Origin of the sequence: Pseudomonas sp. 13159349 (assembly GCF_013305685.1) — a bacterium.
Classification (GTDB): Bacteria; Pseudomonadota; Gammaproteobacteria; order Pseudomonadales; family Pseudomonadaceae; genus Aquipseudomonas; species Aquipseudomonas asiatica.
The window spans coordinates 1,783,192-1,799,096 of the sequence record NZ_CP045553.1 but is presented as its reverse complement, the minus strand read 5'-3'; the positions used below and the strand labels follow the sequence as shown (position 1 = coordinate 1,799,096).

Genomic DNA, 15,905 nt, shown 5'->3' with positions numbered 1-15,905 from the left:
ACCAGATATCTCAGCTGCTACGTCCGATCGGATAAAACTCACCGTGGCTCCAGACCCCAAGCCACTCTTCCCCGTCGATCTCGCGCGGCACCGCCAGCTCTACCAACTGGTAGAACACATTGCGATTAATCAGCGCCTCGAGGTTGCTGCGTATCAGCACATACGGCGATGGCTCCTGCGTGACAGCGTCGATCACCACGCGCAGCGGGTTGGCCGGCCCGGCTTCGACCTGGTCCTCGACATTGCTGGTGAAGTGCAGCACCTGCTGCTCACCCTCACCTTCCACGTCAAGCGCCACGGCCACGAACGGCGCATCGTCGACGCGGATGCCCACCTTCTCTACCGGGGTAATCAGGAAGTAGTCATCGCCATCGCGGCGGATGATGGTGGAAAACAGCCGCACCATCGGCTTGCGACCGATCGGCGTACCCAGGTAATACCAGGTGCCATCACGGGCGATGCGCATGTCGATGTCACCGCAGAAGTCCGGGTTCCACAGATGTACCGGCGGCAGGCCCTTGGCCTTGGGAATCTGCGCCAGAAGATCATTGGCCTTGCCGGAATCGCTCATCACGCTTGCCTCATTTACTCACACCCAGAAGGCTACGAGCGTACTCGCGCATCGGCGCGCCAAGCAAATCCTCCGGGGTTTTATCGTGGAACGTCAACAAACCGCCACGGCTCTTGATACGTGCAGTGTCGATCAGGTAGCGGGTACTGGTTTCGATGAGCATCATCTGCACCACGCCGGTGTCCCAGCCCAGGCGGTCGACCGCTTGTTCGTCATACCACTCGTCGCCATTGCCGATGCGGTCGTCGGTGCGCGCGAAGCGGGTGTACAGCACGTAGTCGGCACCCACCGAACGGGCCTGGGCGATGGCCTCTTCCAGGCCCAATGGCCCTTGGGCACGCCGTACCAGCGGGAAATATTCGACGAAGCTCTTGTAGGCCTGCTCGGCCACCGCGTTCTGCCGCGGCACCGGTCCCTTGCCCGGAGGCACGAACGCGCCCTGGCCGATGAAGATGAACGAATCGGGCTGCAGGCGGATCGACAGGGTGCGACGGGTATCGCTGTGGTCCAGCAGACCGGCATCGCTCATGTGGTAACGGACGCCCTCGCCCATATCGCTGACATTCATGCAACCGCCCAACGCCATCAGCGCCAGCAGCAAAACCAGGCTACGCATCTTTCCTCCAGTGGCCGGCGACGAAAAACCGGCGAATAGCTGGCGGATGCAGCTTTTGCGCCAGCTTCAGCCGCCAATCACCTTCATCACCATCACATCGCCGGAAAACGCCAGGTCCTGTTTGTCTGCCAAGGCCTTTACCAGCAAGCGCTGCAGCGCCGGCAGCGCCTGATGGCGCGGTTTTTCCAGAAGGTCGCCGACGAAATGGCGATTGCCCGACGACAGGCAGCCATGCAGCCAGCCCGTGGAGGACAGGCGCAGCCGCGAGCAGGTGCGGCAGAATGGTACGCTTTCGTTGGCGATCATGCCGAAGTGGCCTCTGCCGGGCACCTGATAACGCAAGGCAGTGGCGTCCAGCGGCGCATCGACCTGAACGTAGGCATGCTTGCCAGCAATCAGTGCGAGCAGTTGGTCGAGGCCGACGAACTGCTGCAGGAAGACGTTTTGGTCACGGGCCAGGTGGCCCATGCGCATGAGCTCGATGAAGCGCAGTTCGAAGCCGCGCTCAAGGCAATAATCCAGCAGCGGCAGCACCTGATCGAGGTTGTGCCCGCGCATCGGCACCATGTTCACCTTGATCTGCATGCCCATGGCGCTGGCCCGCTCCATGCCCGCCAGCACGCTGGCCAAGTCGCCGCCCCGGGCAATACGGCGGAACGCCTGAGGGTCGAGGGTGTCGAGGGAAACGTTCAATCGGCGGATACCTGCCGCCTGCAACTGGGGCAACTTGCGCGCCAGCAACTGGCCATTGGTAGTCATCGAGATATCGTCAAGGTCGAGCTTGGCCACGGCGGCCAGGAAAGCATCCAGGCGCGGACTGACCAATGGCTCACCGCCGGTGATGCGCAAGCGTTCGATGCCGGCGGCTTCGATCAGGTAGGCCACGCCACGAGCCAGGGCCTCCGCCGACAGTTCGTCCTGTGCTGCCACCAGGCGCTTGCCGTCTGGCACGCAGTAGGTGCAGGCATAGTTACAGGCAGCCGTCAGGCTGACGCGCAGGTTGCGAAAACGCCTGCCTTGACGATCGACGATCATGAATGACTCCGGCATGGATGATGGGGGCTGGCAAAACCTGACTCATAAATCAGGTTTTTGCAAGCCCTGCACATCGCCGAAATAGGTAAGAGCAGCCTTGTGCTGCGAAAGGGCCAGTACAGCCATGCAGATGTGTGCTGGCTGTACCGGCCCTTTCGCAGCACAAGGCTGCTCCTACAGGTACTGCGTATTGCCTGAACGCGGATGCTTCAGTTCGAAGGTTCCGGGTCGCGCTTGCGCTTGTTGCCCATGCGCACGCCAATGTCCATCAGGAACTGGAAGAAGCCTTCCTGGTCCTCCAGCACATTGCTCCAGAACGGCGAGTGGTAAAGCGCCACGGCGCCGTGCACCAGCGCCCAGGCGGCGCAATAGTGGAAATACGGCGGCACGTCTTCGAGCTTGCCTTCGCTGATACGGCCCTTGATCAGCTGGGTCAGGCGGTCGAAGTTGGAGGCACGGATGCTGTGCAGCTGTTCGACCATTTCCGGTACCTGGTTGCCCTTGACCACCTTTTCTTCCAGGCGGTCGAACAGCCGGTAACGCTGCGGATCGCGCATGCGGAACTCGAAGTAGGCTCGCGACAGGGCTTCCTTGTCGCGATCGACGTCGGCCGAATGCAACAGCGCGTTCAGGTCGCGCTCGTAGTCGAGCATCAGGCGCAGGTAGATCTCCGCCTTGGACTTGAAGTGCTTGTAGATCGTGCCTTTGCCGATGCCCACGGCGTCGGCGATCATCTCGACGGTGACGCTGTCTTCTCCCTGTTCGAGAAAAAGCTTGAGCGCGGTGTCGAGGATTTCCTGTTCGCGACGGCGAAACTCACGGACCTTACGAGGTTCTTTCTGCATAGGAAGGACTGGATGACAATCGAAGCGGTTTATTATGCCTAACTTGCAAGAAATTGCACGGATCATCCAAGCATGTCTGTGTTTCACGATGCTTATGGCCATGCGCTGCGGGAGGAATGAAACGTGGGCGTATTCCAAATTTGTTTAAAAATCGATCAATATGCACTGGCACTGCGCCAAAGCTGACTAATACTTGAAGTGTTGGCGCGGCGCATCCCCCCCAAGTGGCGCGCCGATAAAGGTGCTCAGGGACCGCGTACCTTTGTTTTACTCCTAATGGTCTTAACCCGGATTCCCCCCCCAGAACCCGGGTTTTTTTTGGGTGTTTCGAGGGGGGGCGTTGGGGGCATTTTTGGGATTACGTGTGGGCTGCTAGGTGCCCTCACCCGCAACCCTTCGAGTCAGGCCACCCGCGCCAACGGGAACAAACGCTTGAAGTTGGCAGTGGTCTGTTCGGCCAACTGCTCATAACTGGCCCCGCGCAACGAAGCCACGTACTCCGCCACCTCACGCACATACTGCGGCAAATTCGGCTTGCCGCGATACGGAATCGGCGCCAGGTACGGCGAATCCGTTTCCACCAGCAAACGATCGACCGGCACCTGCCGCGCCACTTCACGCAGGGCATCGGCATTGCGGAAGGTAACGATGCCAGACAACGAAATGTAATACCCCAGGTCCAGCGCCGCCTTGGCCATGTCCCAGTCTTCGGTGAAGCAGTGCAGCACGCCGGCCTGCGGCAGATTGGCCTCGCGCAGCAGTGCCAGGGTATCGGCACGCGCCGCACGGGTATGCACGATCACCGGTTTGCCGGTCTGCCGCGAGGCCTCCAGGTGCAGGCGGAACGAGGCTTGCTGCAACTCGGCTGCTTCCGGCTCGTAGTGGTAATCCAGCCCGGTTTCTCCAATCGCCACCACATGTGGGTGAGCCAGTTCGCGCAGCAGCCATTCCAGCGCCGGCGTTTCGCCCGGCGCCAGGTCCAGCGGGTGCACGCCCACCGAGCAATCGACATCGGCGTAACGCTCGCTCAGCGCCTTCACCGCACCAGCATTCTCGGCACTGACGCCAATACACAGGAAATGCCCGACCCCGCGCTCACGCGCCGCCTGCAGGGCAGCATCGAGGGAGCCCTGGTGGGCGCTCAGGTCCAGACGGTCGAGGTGGCAATGGGAATCTACGAGCATGGGATAACGACACACATGAAAAAATGAAAATCAGCGGGCGCCCGGCAACTGCAGCCAATGGGCCAGCAGCGATTCAAGCAGCAGGGCGCGGTTGAGGTTGGCCTTGCCCAGCACCTTCTGGCGCTGTTCCAGGATCCATGCCTGCACCTCCAGCACCTTGGCCTGGCGGCTCTTCTGCGCCAGGTACTGCACCACCTTGCGCATATCGGCCAAGCCTAGCCCTTCCTCGTCCTGGGTCAATTGGTAGCGCAGGATCAGGTGCGCCCAATCGCAGAACCAGTCGAACAGCAGCAGCAGCGGTACACCGTTCCAGGCATCGGCCAGCTGGCTAGGCGATTGCTGCTGCTTGAGCAGCTTCTTCACCCCGTCGGTGACCAGCGCACGCTGCTCTCGCACGCCTTGCGCCTGCAAGCTGACCGCCATCAGCGGCGAACCGGCAGCCAGGGTCAGCAACTCGTCGCGCTCGGTCTCATCACTGTCGGGCAGCGCGCCGGCCAGCCAGGCTTGGCTCTGGGCCAGGCTGGGCTGCGGGCAGGCGACCTGCTGGCAACGGCTCTTGATGGTCGGCAACAGACGGCTGGGCTGGTGGGTGACCAGCAGCAACACGGTATCACCGGAGGGCTCTTCGAGGCTCTTGAGCAGGGCGTTGGAGGCGTTGACGTTCATCGCCTCCACTGGCTCGATCAGTACCACCTTGCGCCCACCCAGCTGCGCGGTCTGCACCACGAAGGCCACCAGCTCGCGTACCTGATCTACCTTGATAGGCTTGTCAGCTTCTTCGGGCTCGAGTACGAAGTTGTCCGGGTGGCTGCCGGCCTTGAGCAGCAGACAGGACTTGCACGCGCCACAGGCCTCCAGGCCCTGGGGCTGCTGGCACAGCAGGCGGGCCATCAGGCGCTCGGCCAAGGCCCGCTTGCCGATACCCTGCGGCCCATGCAGCAGGTAGGCGTGAGCGTGCTGGCTGCGGCCGGCCAGTTGCTGCCAGAGGGCCTGCTGCCAAGGATAGGCCTCAGCCACGGCAACGCTCCACGATGCCTGGTAGCAACGCATCGATGGAGCGCTGCACCGCCTCCAGAGACTGGGCGGCATCAAGCAGGGTATAGCGCTGTGGTTCGCGACCGGCGCGCTGCAGGTAGGCCTGGCGCACTGCTTCGAAGAACGCCTGGCCTTCCTGCTCGAAACGGTCCAGGCGGCCGCGGGCGGCGGCGCGGGCCAGGCCCACTTCGACTGGCAGATCGAAGACCAGAGTCAGATCCGGGCGCAGGTCGCCCTGGACGAATTGCTCCAGGATGGCGATACGCTCGACTGGCAAACCACGCCCGCCGCCCTGGTAGGCGTATGTCGCATCGGTAAACCTGTCACACAAGACTACGGCCCCGCGGGCCAGCGCCGGCCGGATCACCTGCGCCAGGTGCTGGGCACGCGCAGCGAACACCAGCAACAGTTCGGTGTCGGCCGCCATGCTTTCATCGCTGGGCGCCAGCAGCAGCTCACGCACCTTTTCGGCCAGCGGCGTGCCGCCGGGCTCACGGGTCAGCACTACGTCCAGGCCCTGCTCGCACAGGCGCGCAGCCAGGTAGTCGCGGTTGGTGCTCTTGCCCGCGCCTTCGGGGCCTTCCAAAGTAATAAACAAGCCGCTCACAGGCAGTCCTTAATGTTGTTCGTCAGACATCGGCCGTTCGGCCGCTTGCGCGCCGCCGGCTGGGGCGTCCTGCACAGGCGGCTGGTCGGGCGCTGGCTGCACGGTAGACTCGTCGGCAGGGGCTTCGGGTTGTTCGGCCTCGTCGGCACCTGGTTGCGTCTGTTGCTCTGGCTGCGATTGCGGCGCGGGGCTGGAGCGGTAGTCCGCACGGCGCTTGAGCTGGAACTCGCGCACCGCCGAGTTGTGGTCGTCGAGGTCGTCGGAAAACACATGGCTGCCATCGCCACGGGCGACGAAGTACAGGCTGGTGCCATCGGACGGGTTGAGCGCCGCGTGAATCGCTTCGCGACCGACCATGGCGATCGGGGTCGGCGGCAGGCCGGTGATGGTGTAGGTGTTGTAGGGCGTCGGCTCGCGCAGGTCGGCGCGGGTGATCTTGCCGTTGTAGCGCTCACCCATGCCGTAGATCACCGTAGGGTCGGTCTGCAGCATCATGCCCAGGCGCAGGCGCCGCACGAAAACGCCGGCGATCTGCCCGCGCTCCTGAGGAATGCCGGTTTCCTTCTCCACCAGTGAAGCCATGATCAGCGCCTGGTACGGGTCGCGGTATGGCAGGTCGGTGGTGCGCTCGGCCCACTCCTTGGCCAACACTTCGTCCAGGCGCATATAGGCCTGCTGCAGCAACTCGACGTCGGTCATGCCGCGCACGAAGCGATAGGTGTCCGGGAAGAAGCGCCCTTCAGGGAACACCCCGGTATGGCCGAGCTTGTCCATCACTTCCGAATCGGACAGCCCGTCCAGGGTGTGCTTGATCTTTTCATGCTTGGCCACGGCCGCGCGCACCTGGCGGAAGGTCCAGCCTTCGACCAGGGTGAGGTTGTACTGCACCACGTCGGCTCGACGCCAGGCATCGAACAGCTGCTCCACGGTCATGCCGGGGGTCAGGCGATACTCACCGGTGTGCAGAGGGGTGCCGGCCATGTTGAAACGCCAGTACAGGCGCAACCAGACGGCGTCGTCGAGCAACCCTTCGTTCTGCATGCGATAGAACATGCGGTTGGGGGTGGTGCCATTGGGCACGTCCAGCAGGCGCTCCTGCGTCACGTGCAGAGGCTGCTCCAGGACCGAGTTGACTTTCCAGGCGGACCAGCCCACGGCAAGGCCGGCGAGGATCAAGCCCATTTCCAGCAGCAGCAGGAATTTACGTCTCACGAATTCAGGTTTCCAGTAACGTACGGGCAACGGCCTGCAGTTTACGGGTGAGCGGGCCCGGCGACCAGTTTAGCTCGGCAACGCCTCGCACGGGCCAGACACCGTAGACGCTGTTGCAGACAAATACTTCATCTGCCTGCTCCAGAGCGTCGAACGGCAGGTCGCAGACCTGCACCGGGATGCCCTGCAGCGCTGCCTGTTCCAGCAACGCGCCCCGCATCACGCCAGCGACGCCACAGCGGCTGAGGTCAGCCGTGAACAGCACGCCATCGCGCACCAGGAACAGATTGCTGTACACACCTTCGATCACCCTGCCCTGCCCATCACGCATCAGGCCTTCGGCATGTTCGCTGTCCTGCCATTCGGCACGGGCCAGCACCTGCTCCAGGCGGTTGAGGTGTTTGAGGCCGGCCAGCAGCGGTTGTTCCCCAAGCCGGGTCTGGCACGGAAACAGTTGCACGCCCTGCTCGGCATTGTCGACAGGATAGCTGGGCAACGGGCTGCCCTGCAGAATACGCCGCGGCGCGGCACCGGCAACCGGTGCGTAACCGCGCTGGCTGTCACCACGAGTAAGGATGAGTTTGGCTACGCCATCACCGAGCTGGCTGGCATAGCGCAGGAGTTCGTCGCGTACCAGCGCCAGGTCGGTACTGATCGCCAGGCGCTGGCAACCCAGCGCCAGGCGTGCGAGGTGGCCGTCCAGCAAGCTGGGCCGGCCGTCGCGCACGGCGATGGTCTCGAATAGCCCATCGCCGTAGGCCAGGCCGCGGTTCTGCAGGTTGACTGCAGCCGCCGGCTGGCCATCGATCCAGCTTTGCATCAACCGGCGAACCGGCGGAATACCAGCGAACCGTTGGTACCGCCAAAGCCGAACGAGTTGGACAGCACCACATCGATCGGCATGCTGCGCGCCTGGTGCGGCACGAAGTCGAGGTCGCAGCCTTCGTCCGGCTCGTCCAGGTTGATGGTGGGCGGAGCCATCTGGCTGTTGATTGCCAGTACGCTGAAGATCGCTTCTACGGCACCGGCGGCGCCCAGCAGGTGGCCGGTCATCGACTTGGTCGAGCTGACCGCCAGCTTGTAGGCATGCTCACCGAACACGCGCTTGATCGCCGCCACTTCGGCCACGTCGCCAGCAGGGGTCGAGGTGCCATGGGCGTTGATGTAGCTGACCTCTTCCGGCTGGATGCCGGCATCGCGCAAGGCGTTGGCCATGCAACGGGCAGCGCCTTCACCGGTGTCGGGTGGCGAAGTCATGTGGTAAGCGTCACCGCTCATGCCGAACCCGACCAGTTCGGCATAGATGGTCGCGCCGCGGGCCTTGGCATGTTCCAGTTCTTCGAGCACCAGGGCACCAGCACCGTCGGACAGCACGAAGCCGTCACGGCCCTTGTCCCACGGGCGGCTGGCCCGGGTCGGCTCGTCGTTGCGAGTGGACAGTGCGCGGGAGGCGCCGAAGCCGCCCATGCCCAGGCCGCAGGCAGCCATTTCGGCGCCGCCGGCGATCATCACGTCGGCTTCACCGTAGGCGATGTTGCGCGCGGCCATACCGATGCAGTGGGTACCAGTGGTGCACGCGGTGGCGATGGCGTAGTTCGGCCCTTGCAGCCCCAGGTGGATCGACAGGAAGCCGGAGATCATGTTGATGATCGAGCCTGGCACGAAGAAAGGCGAAATACGACGCGGCCCCGAGTCGTGCAGGGTGCGGCTGGTTTCTTCGATATTGGTCAGGCCGCCGATACCCGAGCCCATGGCCACGCCAATACGCTGGCGGTTGGCGTCGGTGACTTCCAGACCGGCATTACGCACTGCCTGGAACCCGGCCGCCAAGCCGTACTGGATGAACAGGTCGAGCTTGCGGGCCTCTTTGGCCGACAGGTATTGCTCGACCTCGAAGCCTTTCACCGAGCCGCCAAAACGGGTGGAGTAGGCAGACAGATCCGTGTGTTCGATCGGACCGATGCCACTGCGGCCAGCCAGAATGCCCTGCCAGGTGCTCGGTACATCAGTACCCAGTGGCGACAGCATACCCATACCGGTGACCACGACGCGTCTACGCGACACAGTACTCTCCTTTTCTAATGACAGAGTTTCTTGCCATTGCATTCAAGCGATGGAATGAAATGGCAACAAGCTCTTGATACCCGGTGAACGAGACCGACTTGCAAAACGCAGGGTGCTCGCAAAGAAAAAACCGCACGCCGGCAAAGGCAGTGCGGTTTTTCCCGACAAGAAGCGTCGACTACAGCGTCTTAGGCCTGGTGGGCTTTGACGTAGTCTACGGCAGCTTGAACGGTAGTGATCTTCTCGGCTTCTTCGTCAGGGATTTCGGTCTCGAATTCCTCTTCCAGAGCCATCACCAGCTCAACGGTGTCAAGCGAATCGGCACCCAGGTCATCGACGAAGGACTTCTCGAGAGTCACTTCCTCTTCCTTGACGCCCAGTTGCTCGGCGACGATTTTCTTGACGCGTTCTTCGATGGTGCTCATACCTAGTTTTCACTCCTAATGGACATATGTCAGGCAGCTGGCCGGTGGCTAATTTTATAGAAAGACGTTCGCTTTTCAAGCTAAACACGCCTTCACACCAACCCCCACACCCGCTGCCTGGAATCTGGTTGCAGCTTTATAACGGATTTTAGGCTCGCAGTATGACTCTTTTTTTACGAAATCCGTCACATTGAGTTGCAGTGTTACATGTACATCCCGCCGTTGACCGGCACGGTAGCGCCGGTTACGTAGGCTGCGCCGTCAGATGCCAGGAACGAAACAACCTTGGCAATTTCGTCGGCCTGGCCCAGGCGGCCCAGCGGGATCTGGGTCTGCAGCGCTTCACGCTGCGCTTCTGGCAGCTCGCGGGTCATGTCGGTGTCGATGAAGCCCGGGGTCACCGAGTTGACGGTGATGCCACGCGAGCCCACTTCACGCGCCAGGGCGCGGCTGAAGCCTTCCAGGCCGGCCTTGGCGGCCGCGTAGTTGGCCTGGCCGGCGTTACCCATGGCACCGACGACCGAGCCGATGCTGATGATACGGCCCCAACGTGCCTTGGTCATGCCACGCAGCACGCCCTTGGACAGACGGTAGAGGCTGTTCAGGTTGGTATCGATCACGTCGAACCACTCGTCGTCCTTCATGCGCAGCATGAGGTTGTCACGGGTGATACCGGCGTTGTTGACGAGGATGGCCGGTGCGCCGAATTGCTCGCCGATGGCGGCCAGCACAGCTTCAACCGATTCGGCGCTTGTCACGTTCAGTTCCATGCCGGTACCGGTGATGCCGTGTTCTTTCAGCGTGGCAGCAATGCGCTCGGCGCCGGAGGCCGACGTGGCGGTGCCGATCACGGTCGCGCCCTGGCGGCCCAGCTCGAGGGCGATGGCCTGGCCAATGCCACGGCTGGCGCCGGTGACCAGTGCAACTTTACCTTGCAGGCTCATGCAAGCTTCTCCAAATCAGGCCAGTGCCGCGCGGGTGGCGGCGACGGCGTCAGGGGTATTGAGGTTGTAGGTGGTCACGCCATCGGCGCAACGCTTGTTCAGGCCGGCCAGGACCTTGCCCGGGCCGCACTCGACCAGGTTGACCGCACCGTTAGCGGCCAGGGTCTGCACGCATTCGACCCAGCGCACTGGCTGGTACAGCTGCGCCAGCAGGTCGTGCTTGAGGGCATTAAGGTCAGCGGCAACGGCAGCGGTGACGTTCTGCACCACGGGAATTTGCGGGGCGTGCCACTCGATGGCGTTGACCGACTCGGCAAAGCGCTCGGCAGCCGGCTTCATCAGCGCGCAGTGCGACGGCACGCTGACCGCCAGCGGCAGGGCGCGCTTGGCACCCTTGGCCTTGCACAGCTCGATGGCGCGATCGACGGCGGCCTTGTTGCCAGCGATAACCACCTGGCCTGGCGAGTTGAAGTTGACCGCGCTGACCACCTGGTCTTCGGCCGCTTCGGCGCAGACTTCCACGACCACGGCGTCGTCCAGGCCAAGAATGGCGGCCATGGCGCCATGACCGGCCGGCACGGCTTCCTGCATCAGCTGGCCCCGGCGCTCGACCAGGCGCACGGCATCTTTCAGGCTCAGGCTGCCGGCGGCAACCAGGGCGCTGTATTCACCCAGGCTGTGACCGGAGACGAAGGCCGGCCTGGCACCGCCCTCTTCCAGCCACAGGCGCCACAGTGCGATGGACGCGGTGAGGATGGCCGGCTGGGTCTTGTCGGTCTGGTTGAGTTGCTCTTCCGGGCCTTCCTGGACCAGCTTCCACAGGTCGTAACCGAGTGCCTCGGACGCTTCCTTGAAGGTTTCGATGATCACTGGCTTCTCGGCGCCGAGCTCGGCGAGCATGCCCAGCGACTGGGAACCTTGACCGGGAAAGACGAATGCGAGAGATGCAGACATTGAACAAGCCCTTATGATCTTGTCGTCGGATAGGGTGCGCCGGACATTAGCCAGACGCGGAATCTGAAAACTTGGATGGAGACGCGGACCAAGCGGTCACATTTAAGCACTTCAGCGGCGATATGCCTAAGGTCTTTATTCCTTCAGCACCGGCCTCTTCGCGGGTAAACCCGCTCCCACAGGGTTACCACAGACCTAAAGGTTATGGGGCACCTGTGGGAGCGGGTTTACCCGCGAAGAGGCCGGCACAGGCTACAACAGCAAATCTTCCAGCCGCCCATGCAAGCGCTGCGGCAGGTTTTCCTGAATCTCGATCAACGCCCGCTGGATGGCACTCTGGAAGCCCTGCACCCCCGCCGAGCCATGGCTCTTGATGACGATGCCCTGCAACCCCAGGAAACTCGCACCATTGTGCCGCGCCGGTGCCAGGTCGGCCTGCAGGCGTTTGAGCAGCGGCATGGCCACGGCCCCGGCTGCCCGCGACAATACGCCACCCTTAAACAACTGCTCTATGCGCGCACCGATCATCGTCGCCAGCCCCTCGCTCGACTTGAGCAGGATGTTGCCGACGAACCCGTCGCACACCACCACATCGGCTTCGCCGCGATACAACCCGTCACCCTCGACGAAGCCTATGTAGTTGAGCCCGCGGGCGTTCTGCAACAGGCTGGCCGCCAGCTTGACCTGCTGGTTGCCCTTGATGTCCTCGGTACCGATGTTAAGCAGCGCCACGCGCGGCCGCTGCACACCCAGCGCCTGGGCGGCCACCGAGCCCATCACGGCGAACTGGTAGAGGTTCTCGGCGCTGCAGTCGACGTTGGCGCCAAGGTCGAGCAACTGGCAGTAACCGGTCTGGGTCGGGATCGCCGCCACCATGGCCGGCCGATCGATACCTGGCAGTGTCTTGAGCACGAAACGCGAGAGCGCCATCAGCGCCCCGGTATTGCCGGCGCTGACGCAGGCCTGAGCCTTGCCGTCGCGCACCAGTTCGAGGGCGATGCGCATCGACGAGTCCGGCTTGCCGCGCAGCGCCTGGGATGGCCGCTCGTCCATGCCGACCACCTCGCTGGCGGCCACGATTTGCAGGCGCGCGCGATCCGCAGCCGCAAGGCCGCTGACAAGATCTTCGAGGAGGGAGGGTTGACCGACGAGGGTCAGGTGCAGCGAGGGGGTAGCCGAAAGGCAGGCAATGCTAGCCTGGACAATGCTGCGGGGACCGAAGTCCCCGCCCATTGCGTCGATCGCGATGATCTGAGCGGACAAGGATTACTCGTCAGCGCCCTTGTCGACCACTTTGCGACCACGGTATACGCCTTCTGGCGAAACGTGGTGACGCAGGTGTACTTCACCGGTGGTTTTCTCTACCGACAGCGCGTTTTCCGACAGGGCGTCGTGCGAACGGCGCATGTCACGGGCAGAGCGGGATTTTTTGTTCTGCTGAACAGCCATAATTGATTAACTCCTAAACGTTTGGGTCACGCTTTAACTGCGCCAAAACACTGAACGGGTTGGACCGCGATACCTCGTCCTTGCTCGATTCGGGCTCGTCTGCGCCCGCCGGCTGCTGGCATTCTTCCGGATGATGAGCAGGCACGATTGGCAAGGCGAGCAGAAGCTCCTCCTCGATCAATGCCTGCAGATCCAAAGGATCTTCGCCCAGTTCCAGCACGTCATAGCCTTTCGGCAACGACTGGGTATTCGCACCCTCCTTCACCACGGCGTATGTACATTCGCTGTGGATCGGCAGGGTGACCAGCTCAAGACAACGCTGGCAAACCATCTTGACCTCGACGTCCAGCTCGCTGTGGATAACCACCACGTGCTGTTCATCTCGTTCAAAATCGAACTTCGCCTGCACCGTACCGACATTGTCGGAAAGCGGGTCGCAGAGTCTTTCCAAATCAGCGAGCTGCAGCGAACCGTTAAGGGTTACGCCACGATCGGCTAATTTGCGCGGGTCAACGTGAGGTGGAATCGGGTCATTCAACATAGGCGCAGCATTCTAGGGATGCCCCCCGCCCCTGTCAAAGGAAATTCGGCGGCATCGTGCGTGATAGAATTTGTTCAACCGATTCAGGAGTCTACCATGCTTCCTCTGTTACTGGCTTCCAGCTCTGCCTACCGCCGCGAACTGCTTGCACGCCTGCGCCTGCCCTTCACCTGGGCAAGCCCCGATATAGACGAGCGACGCCTGGATGACGAACCGGCGGTGGAGCTGGTGCAGCGGCTGGCCAGGCAAAAAGCCGAGGCCCTGGCAGGCAGCCACCCCGGGCAGCTGATCATTGGTTCGGACCAGGTTGCGGTGCTGGGCGAGCAGGTACTGGGCAAGCCGCACACCTTCGAGCGGGCTTGCGAGCAACTGCTGGAGTGCAGCGGGCAGCAGGTGAGCTTCCTGACCGGGCTGGCGCTGCTGAACAGCGCCACCGGGCACTGCCAGGTGGACTGCGTGCCGTTTACCGTGACCCTGCGCGAACTGGACCGGGAGCGAGTGGAGCGCTATGTGGCGGCGGAACAGCCGCTGGACTGCGCCGGCAGCTTCAAGGCCGAGGGCCTGGGAGTGAGCCTGTTCCAGAGCACGCACGGGTGCGATGCGACCAGCCTGATCGGACTGCCGTTGATTAGACTGGTGGATATGTTGACCAAGGAAGGGGTGGTGATTCCCTGAGGTTTTGGGGCCGCGCCGCACCCCTTCGCGGGCACGCCCGTGAAAGGGCGCAAAGCGCCCCCGACAATCCCGGATCAGCGCAACTGCGGCCCCTGGAAGCCCATCCACATCGCCAAGCGTTCAGCCACGCTGGCGCCAACGCGCTTGGAGAAGCGATCGAGCGCCGATTCCTGCACGGTGAAGTCCACCAACTCCTTTTCACCCACGATCTCGCGCGCCACATAGCTGGCACTGCCCAACCCATCCACCAGGCCCAGCTCCTTGGCCTGCTCGCCCGACCAGACCAGGCCACTGAAGAGCTCCGGATGCTCCTTGTCCTTCAGGCGCTCACCCCGCCCCTGCTTGACCATGGCAATGAACTGCTGGTGCGTGGTATTCAGTACGCCCTGCCAGAACTCGGTCTCTTCCGGCTTCTGCGGCGAGAACGGATCGAGGAAGGCCTTGTGCTCGCCTGCAGTGTAGGTACGCCGCTCCACACCCAGCTTCTCCATGGTGCCGACAAAGCCGTAACCGGCCGCCGTCACACCAATCGAGCCCACCAGGCTGGCCTTGTCGGCATAGATCTCGTCCGCCGCACTGGCGATGTAGTAGGCACCGGAAGCGCCAAGGTCGGCGATGACCGCATACAGCTTGATGGCCGGATATTCAGCCCGCAGACGGCGAATTTCGTCATACACGTAACCCGACTGCACCGGGCTGCCTCCCGGGCTGTTGATGCGCATCACCACAGCCTTGGTCTTGCTGTCCTTGAACGCCTCGCGCAGGCTCTTGACGATATTGTCGGCGCTGGCTGGCTCCTGGTCGGCAATCACCCCGCGCACCTCGACCAGCGCGGTATGGCTGGCACTGCGCGACGCTGCCTTGTCCATGTCCATCAACGGCGTGAACAGGATCAGGATGCCGAACAGGTAGACGAAGGTCAGCAACTTGAAGAAGATCCCCCAGCGTCGCGCCCGGCGCTGCTCCTGAACGCCCGCCAGCAGGGTCTTTTCCAGCAGCTTCCAGCTCTTGCGCTCTTCGCGCCCCTCGTCGGGTTCGGCCTCAGGGGCTTTCCATTCGTCTGCCATGCTTACCTACCTTGGAAATGGAATTGCGGAACCACCCAGCCACTCACGCAACTGGGAAAAATGATCGATGCACACCTGCGGACCAAACTCGGCCAGTGCCTGCAGCGACATGGCACCATAGCCCACGGCCACCGAATGCATGCCGGCATTGCTGGCCATCTGCAGATCGAATGCCGAATCGCCAACCATCAGCGCACGCCCTGCTTCGACACCGCAATGCCGGAGAATTTCCTCGAGCATCAGCGGGTGCGGCTTGCCGCGGGTCTCGTCGGCGGCGCGAGTGATGTCGAAGAACTGCTCCCAGCCATTGGCCTTGAGTACCCGATCCAGCCCGCGACGCGCCTTGCCGGTGGCCACCGCCAGGCGGTAACCCTCGGCACGGAAGGCATCCAGCGACTCGACCACACCCTCGAACAGCGGCGAGGGCTGCTGGTCCAGGGCCATGTAGATATCGGCATAGTGCTGACGAAAGCTTTCGACCTGAGCAGGCGCCAGGTGCGGGTACAGGGTGTGGATCGCCTCGCCCAGGGCCAGGCCGATGATGCCCTTGACCGCGTCCTCGCTGCTTTGCGCCTCACCGGCACGCTCGGCGGCGGCGTTCATGGCCTCGACGATACGCCCGATCGAGTCGGCCAGGGTGCCATCCCAGTCGAAGATCAGTAGCTCATAGCCTTTTTTCAT

At 62.8% G+C, this 15,905-nt stretch carries 19 protein-coding genes; 1 reads left to right on the top strand and 18 read right to left on the bottom strand.

Features of this window, described 5'->3' with window-relative positions:
• Positions 1-10: 10 nt before the first annotated feature.
• The 16 genes from GEV38_RS08570 to GEV38_RS08495 form a co-directional block, all read right to left on the bottom strand.
• Positions 11-571, bottom strand: a complete 561-nt coding sequence (locus GEV38_RS08570) for a DUF1285 domain-containing protein (protein WP_015269418.1) — start codon at positions 569-571, stop codon at positions 11-13.
• A gap of 10 nt (positions 572-581) precedes the next feature.
• Positions 582-1,187 (bottom strand): DUF4823 domain-containing protein, encoded by a 606-nt coding sequence (locus GEV38_RS08565; protein WP_015269417.1) that lies wholly within the window; start codon positions 1,185-1,187, stop codon positions 582-584.
• A 66-nt stretch (positions 1,188-1,253) separates the two neighbouring features.
• Positions 1,254-2,222, bottom strand: coding sequence for a GTP 3',8-cyclase MoaA (locus tag GEV38_RS08560; protein WP_054572815.1), 969 nt, complete (start codon positions 2,220-2,222; stop codon positions 1,254-1,256).
• Positions 2,223-2,431: 209 nt separating this feature from the next.
• Positions 2,432-3,067, bottom strand: a complete 636-nt coding sequence (locus tag GEV38_RS08555; RefSeq protein WP_003260720.1) for a TetR/AcrR family transcriptional regulator — start codon at positions 3,065-3,067, stop codon at positions 2,432-2,434.
• Between the two features lie 401 nt (positions 3,068-3,468).
• Complete coding sequence (locus GEV38_RS08550) at positions 3,469-4,251, bottom strand: TatD family hydrolase (protein ID WP_013971582.1); 783 nt, start codon at positions 4,249-4,251, stop codon at positions 3,469-3,471.
• 30 nt (positions 4,252-4,281) lie between these two features.
• A complete protein-coding gene (locus GEV38_RS08545) occupies positions 4,282-5,268 on the bottom strand; it encodes a DNA polymerase III subunit delta' (protein ID WP_015269415.1) in 987 nt (328 codons plus the stop codon).
• A complete protein-coding gene (tmk, locus tag GEV38_RS08540; RefSeq protein ID WP_054572816.1) occupies positions 5,261-5,893 on the bottom strand; it encodes a dTMP kinase in 633 nt (210 codons plus the stop codon). The genes GEV38_RS08545 and tmk overlap by 8 nt, the downstream gene beginning before the upstream one ends.
• Positions 5,894-5,902: 9 nt before the next feature.
• Positions 5,903-7,105, bottom strand: a complete 1,203-nt coding sequence (gene mltG, locus GEV38_RS08535; protein ID WP_015269413.1) for an endolytic transglycosylase MltG — start codon at positions 7,103-7,105, stop codon at positions 5,903-5,905.
• 4 nt (positions 7,106-7,109) lie between these two features.
• Positions 7,110-7,925: an aminodeoxychorismate lyase gene (pabC, locus tag GEV38_RS08530; protein WP_054572817.1), complete on the bottom strand. Its 816-nt coding sequence runs from the start codon at positions 7,923-7,925 to the stop codon at positions 7,110-7,112.
• A complete protein-coding gene (gene fabF / locus GEV38_RS08525; RefSeq protein WP_015269411.1) occupies positions 7,925-9,169 on the bottom strand; it encodes a beta-ketoacyl-ACP synthase II in 1,245 nt (414 codons plus the stop codon). The genes pabC and fabF overlap by 1 nt, the downstream gene beginning before the upstream one ends.
• A 188-nt stretch (positions 9,170-9,357) precedes the next feature.
• Positions 9,358-9,594 carry an acyl carrier protein gene (acpP, locus tag GEV38_RS08520; protein WP_013971576.1) on the bottom strand — a complete coding sequence of 79 codons (237 nt, stop codon included), beginning with the start codon at positions 9,592-9,594 and terminating at the stop codon, positions 9,358-9,360.
• Between the two features lie 203 nt (positions 9,595-9,797).
• Entirely contained in the window at positions 9,798-10,538 is a 741-nt protein-coding gene (gene fabG, locus GEV38_RS08515; protein WP_003247160.1) for a 3-oxoacyl-ACP reductase FabG, read from the bottom strand.
• A gap of 15 nt (positions 10,539-10,553) precedes the next feature.
• Positions 10,554-11,492 (bottom strand): ACP S-malonyltransferase, encoded by a 939-nt coding sequence (gene fabD / locus GEV38_RS08510; RefSeq protein WP_080604850.1) that lies wholly within the window; start codon positions 11,490-11,492, stop codon positions 10,554-10,556.
• Positions 11,493-11,744: 252 nt separating this feature from the next.
• Positions 11,745-12,755, bottom strand: a complete 1,011-nt coding sequence (gene plsX / locus GEV38_RS08505) for a phosphate acyltransferase PlsX (RefSeq protein ID WP_075044133.1) — start codon at positions 12,753-12,755, stop codon at positions 11,745-11,747.
• A gap of 3 nt (positions 12,756-12,758) precedes the next feature.
• A complete protein-coding gene (gene rpmF, locus GEV38_RS08500) occupies positions 12,759-12,941 on the bottom strand; it encodes a 50S ribosomal protein L32 (protein ID WP_003247154.1) in 183 nt (60 codons plus the stop codon).
• Between the two features lie 13 nt (positions 12,942-12,954).
• Entirely contained in the window at positions 12,955-13,482 is a 528-nt protein-coding gene (locus tag GEV38_RS08495; protein ID WP_012313431.1) for a YceD family protein, read from the bottom strand.
• Positions 13,483-13,578: 96 nt separating this feature from the next.
• On the opposite strand from GEV38_RS08495, the gene GEV38_RS08490 reads away from it, so the two are divergent.
• Positions 13,579-14,157, top strand: a complete 579-nt coding sequence (locus tag GEV38_RS08490; protein WP_015269408.1) for a nucleoside triphosphate pyrophosphatase — start codon at positions 13,579-13,581, stop codon at positions 14,155-14,157.
• Between the two features lie 74 nt (positions 14,158-14,231).
• Here the strand turns inward: GEV38_RS08490 and sppA are convergent, their stop codons facing one another.
• Positions 14,232-15,224: a signal peptide peptidase SppA gene (gene sppA / locus GEV38_RS08485; protein WP_054572818.1), complete on the bottom strand. Its 993-nt coding sequence runs from the start codon at positions 15,222-15,224 to the stop codon at positions 14,232-14,234.
• Between the two features lie 6 nt (positions 15,225-15,230).
• Positions 15,231-15,905, bottom strand: coding sequence for an HAD family hydrolase (locus GEV38_RS08480; RefSeq protein ID WP_015269406.1), 675 nt, complete (start codon positions 15,903-15,905; stop codon positions 15,231-15,233).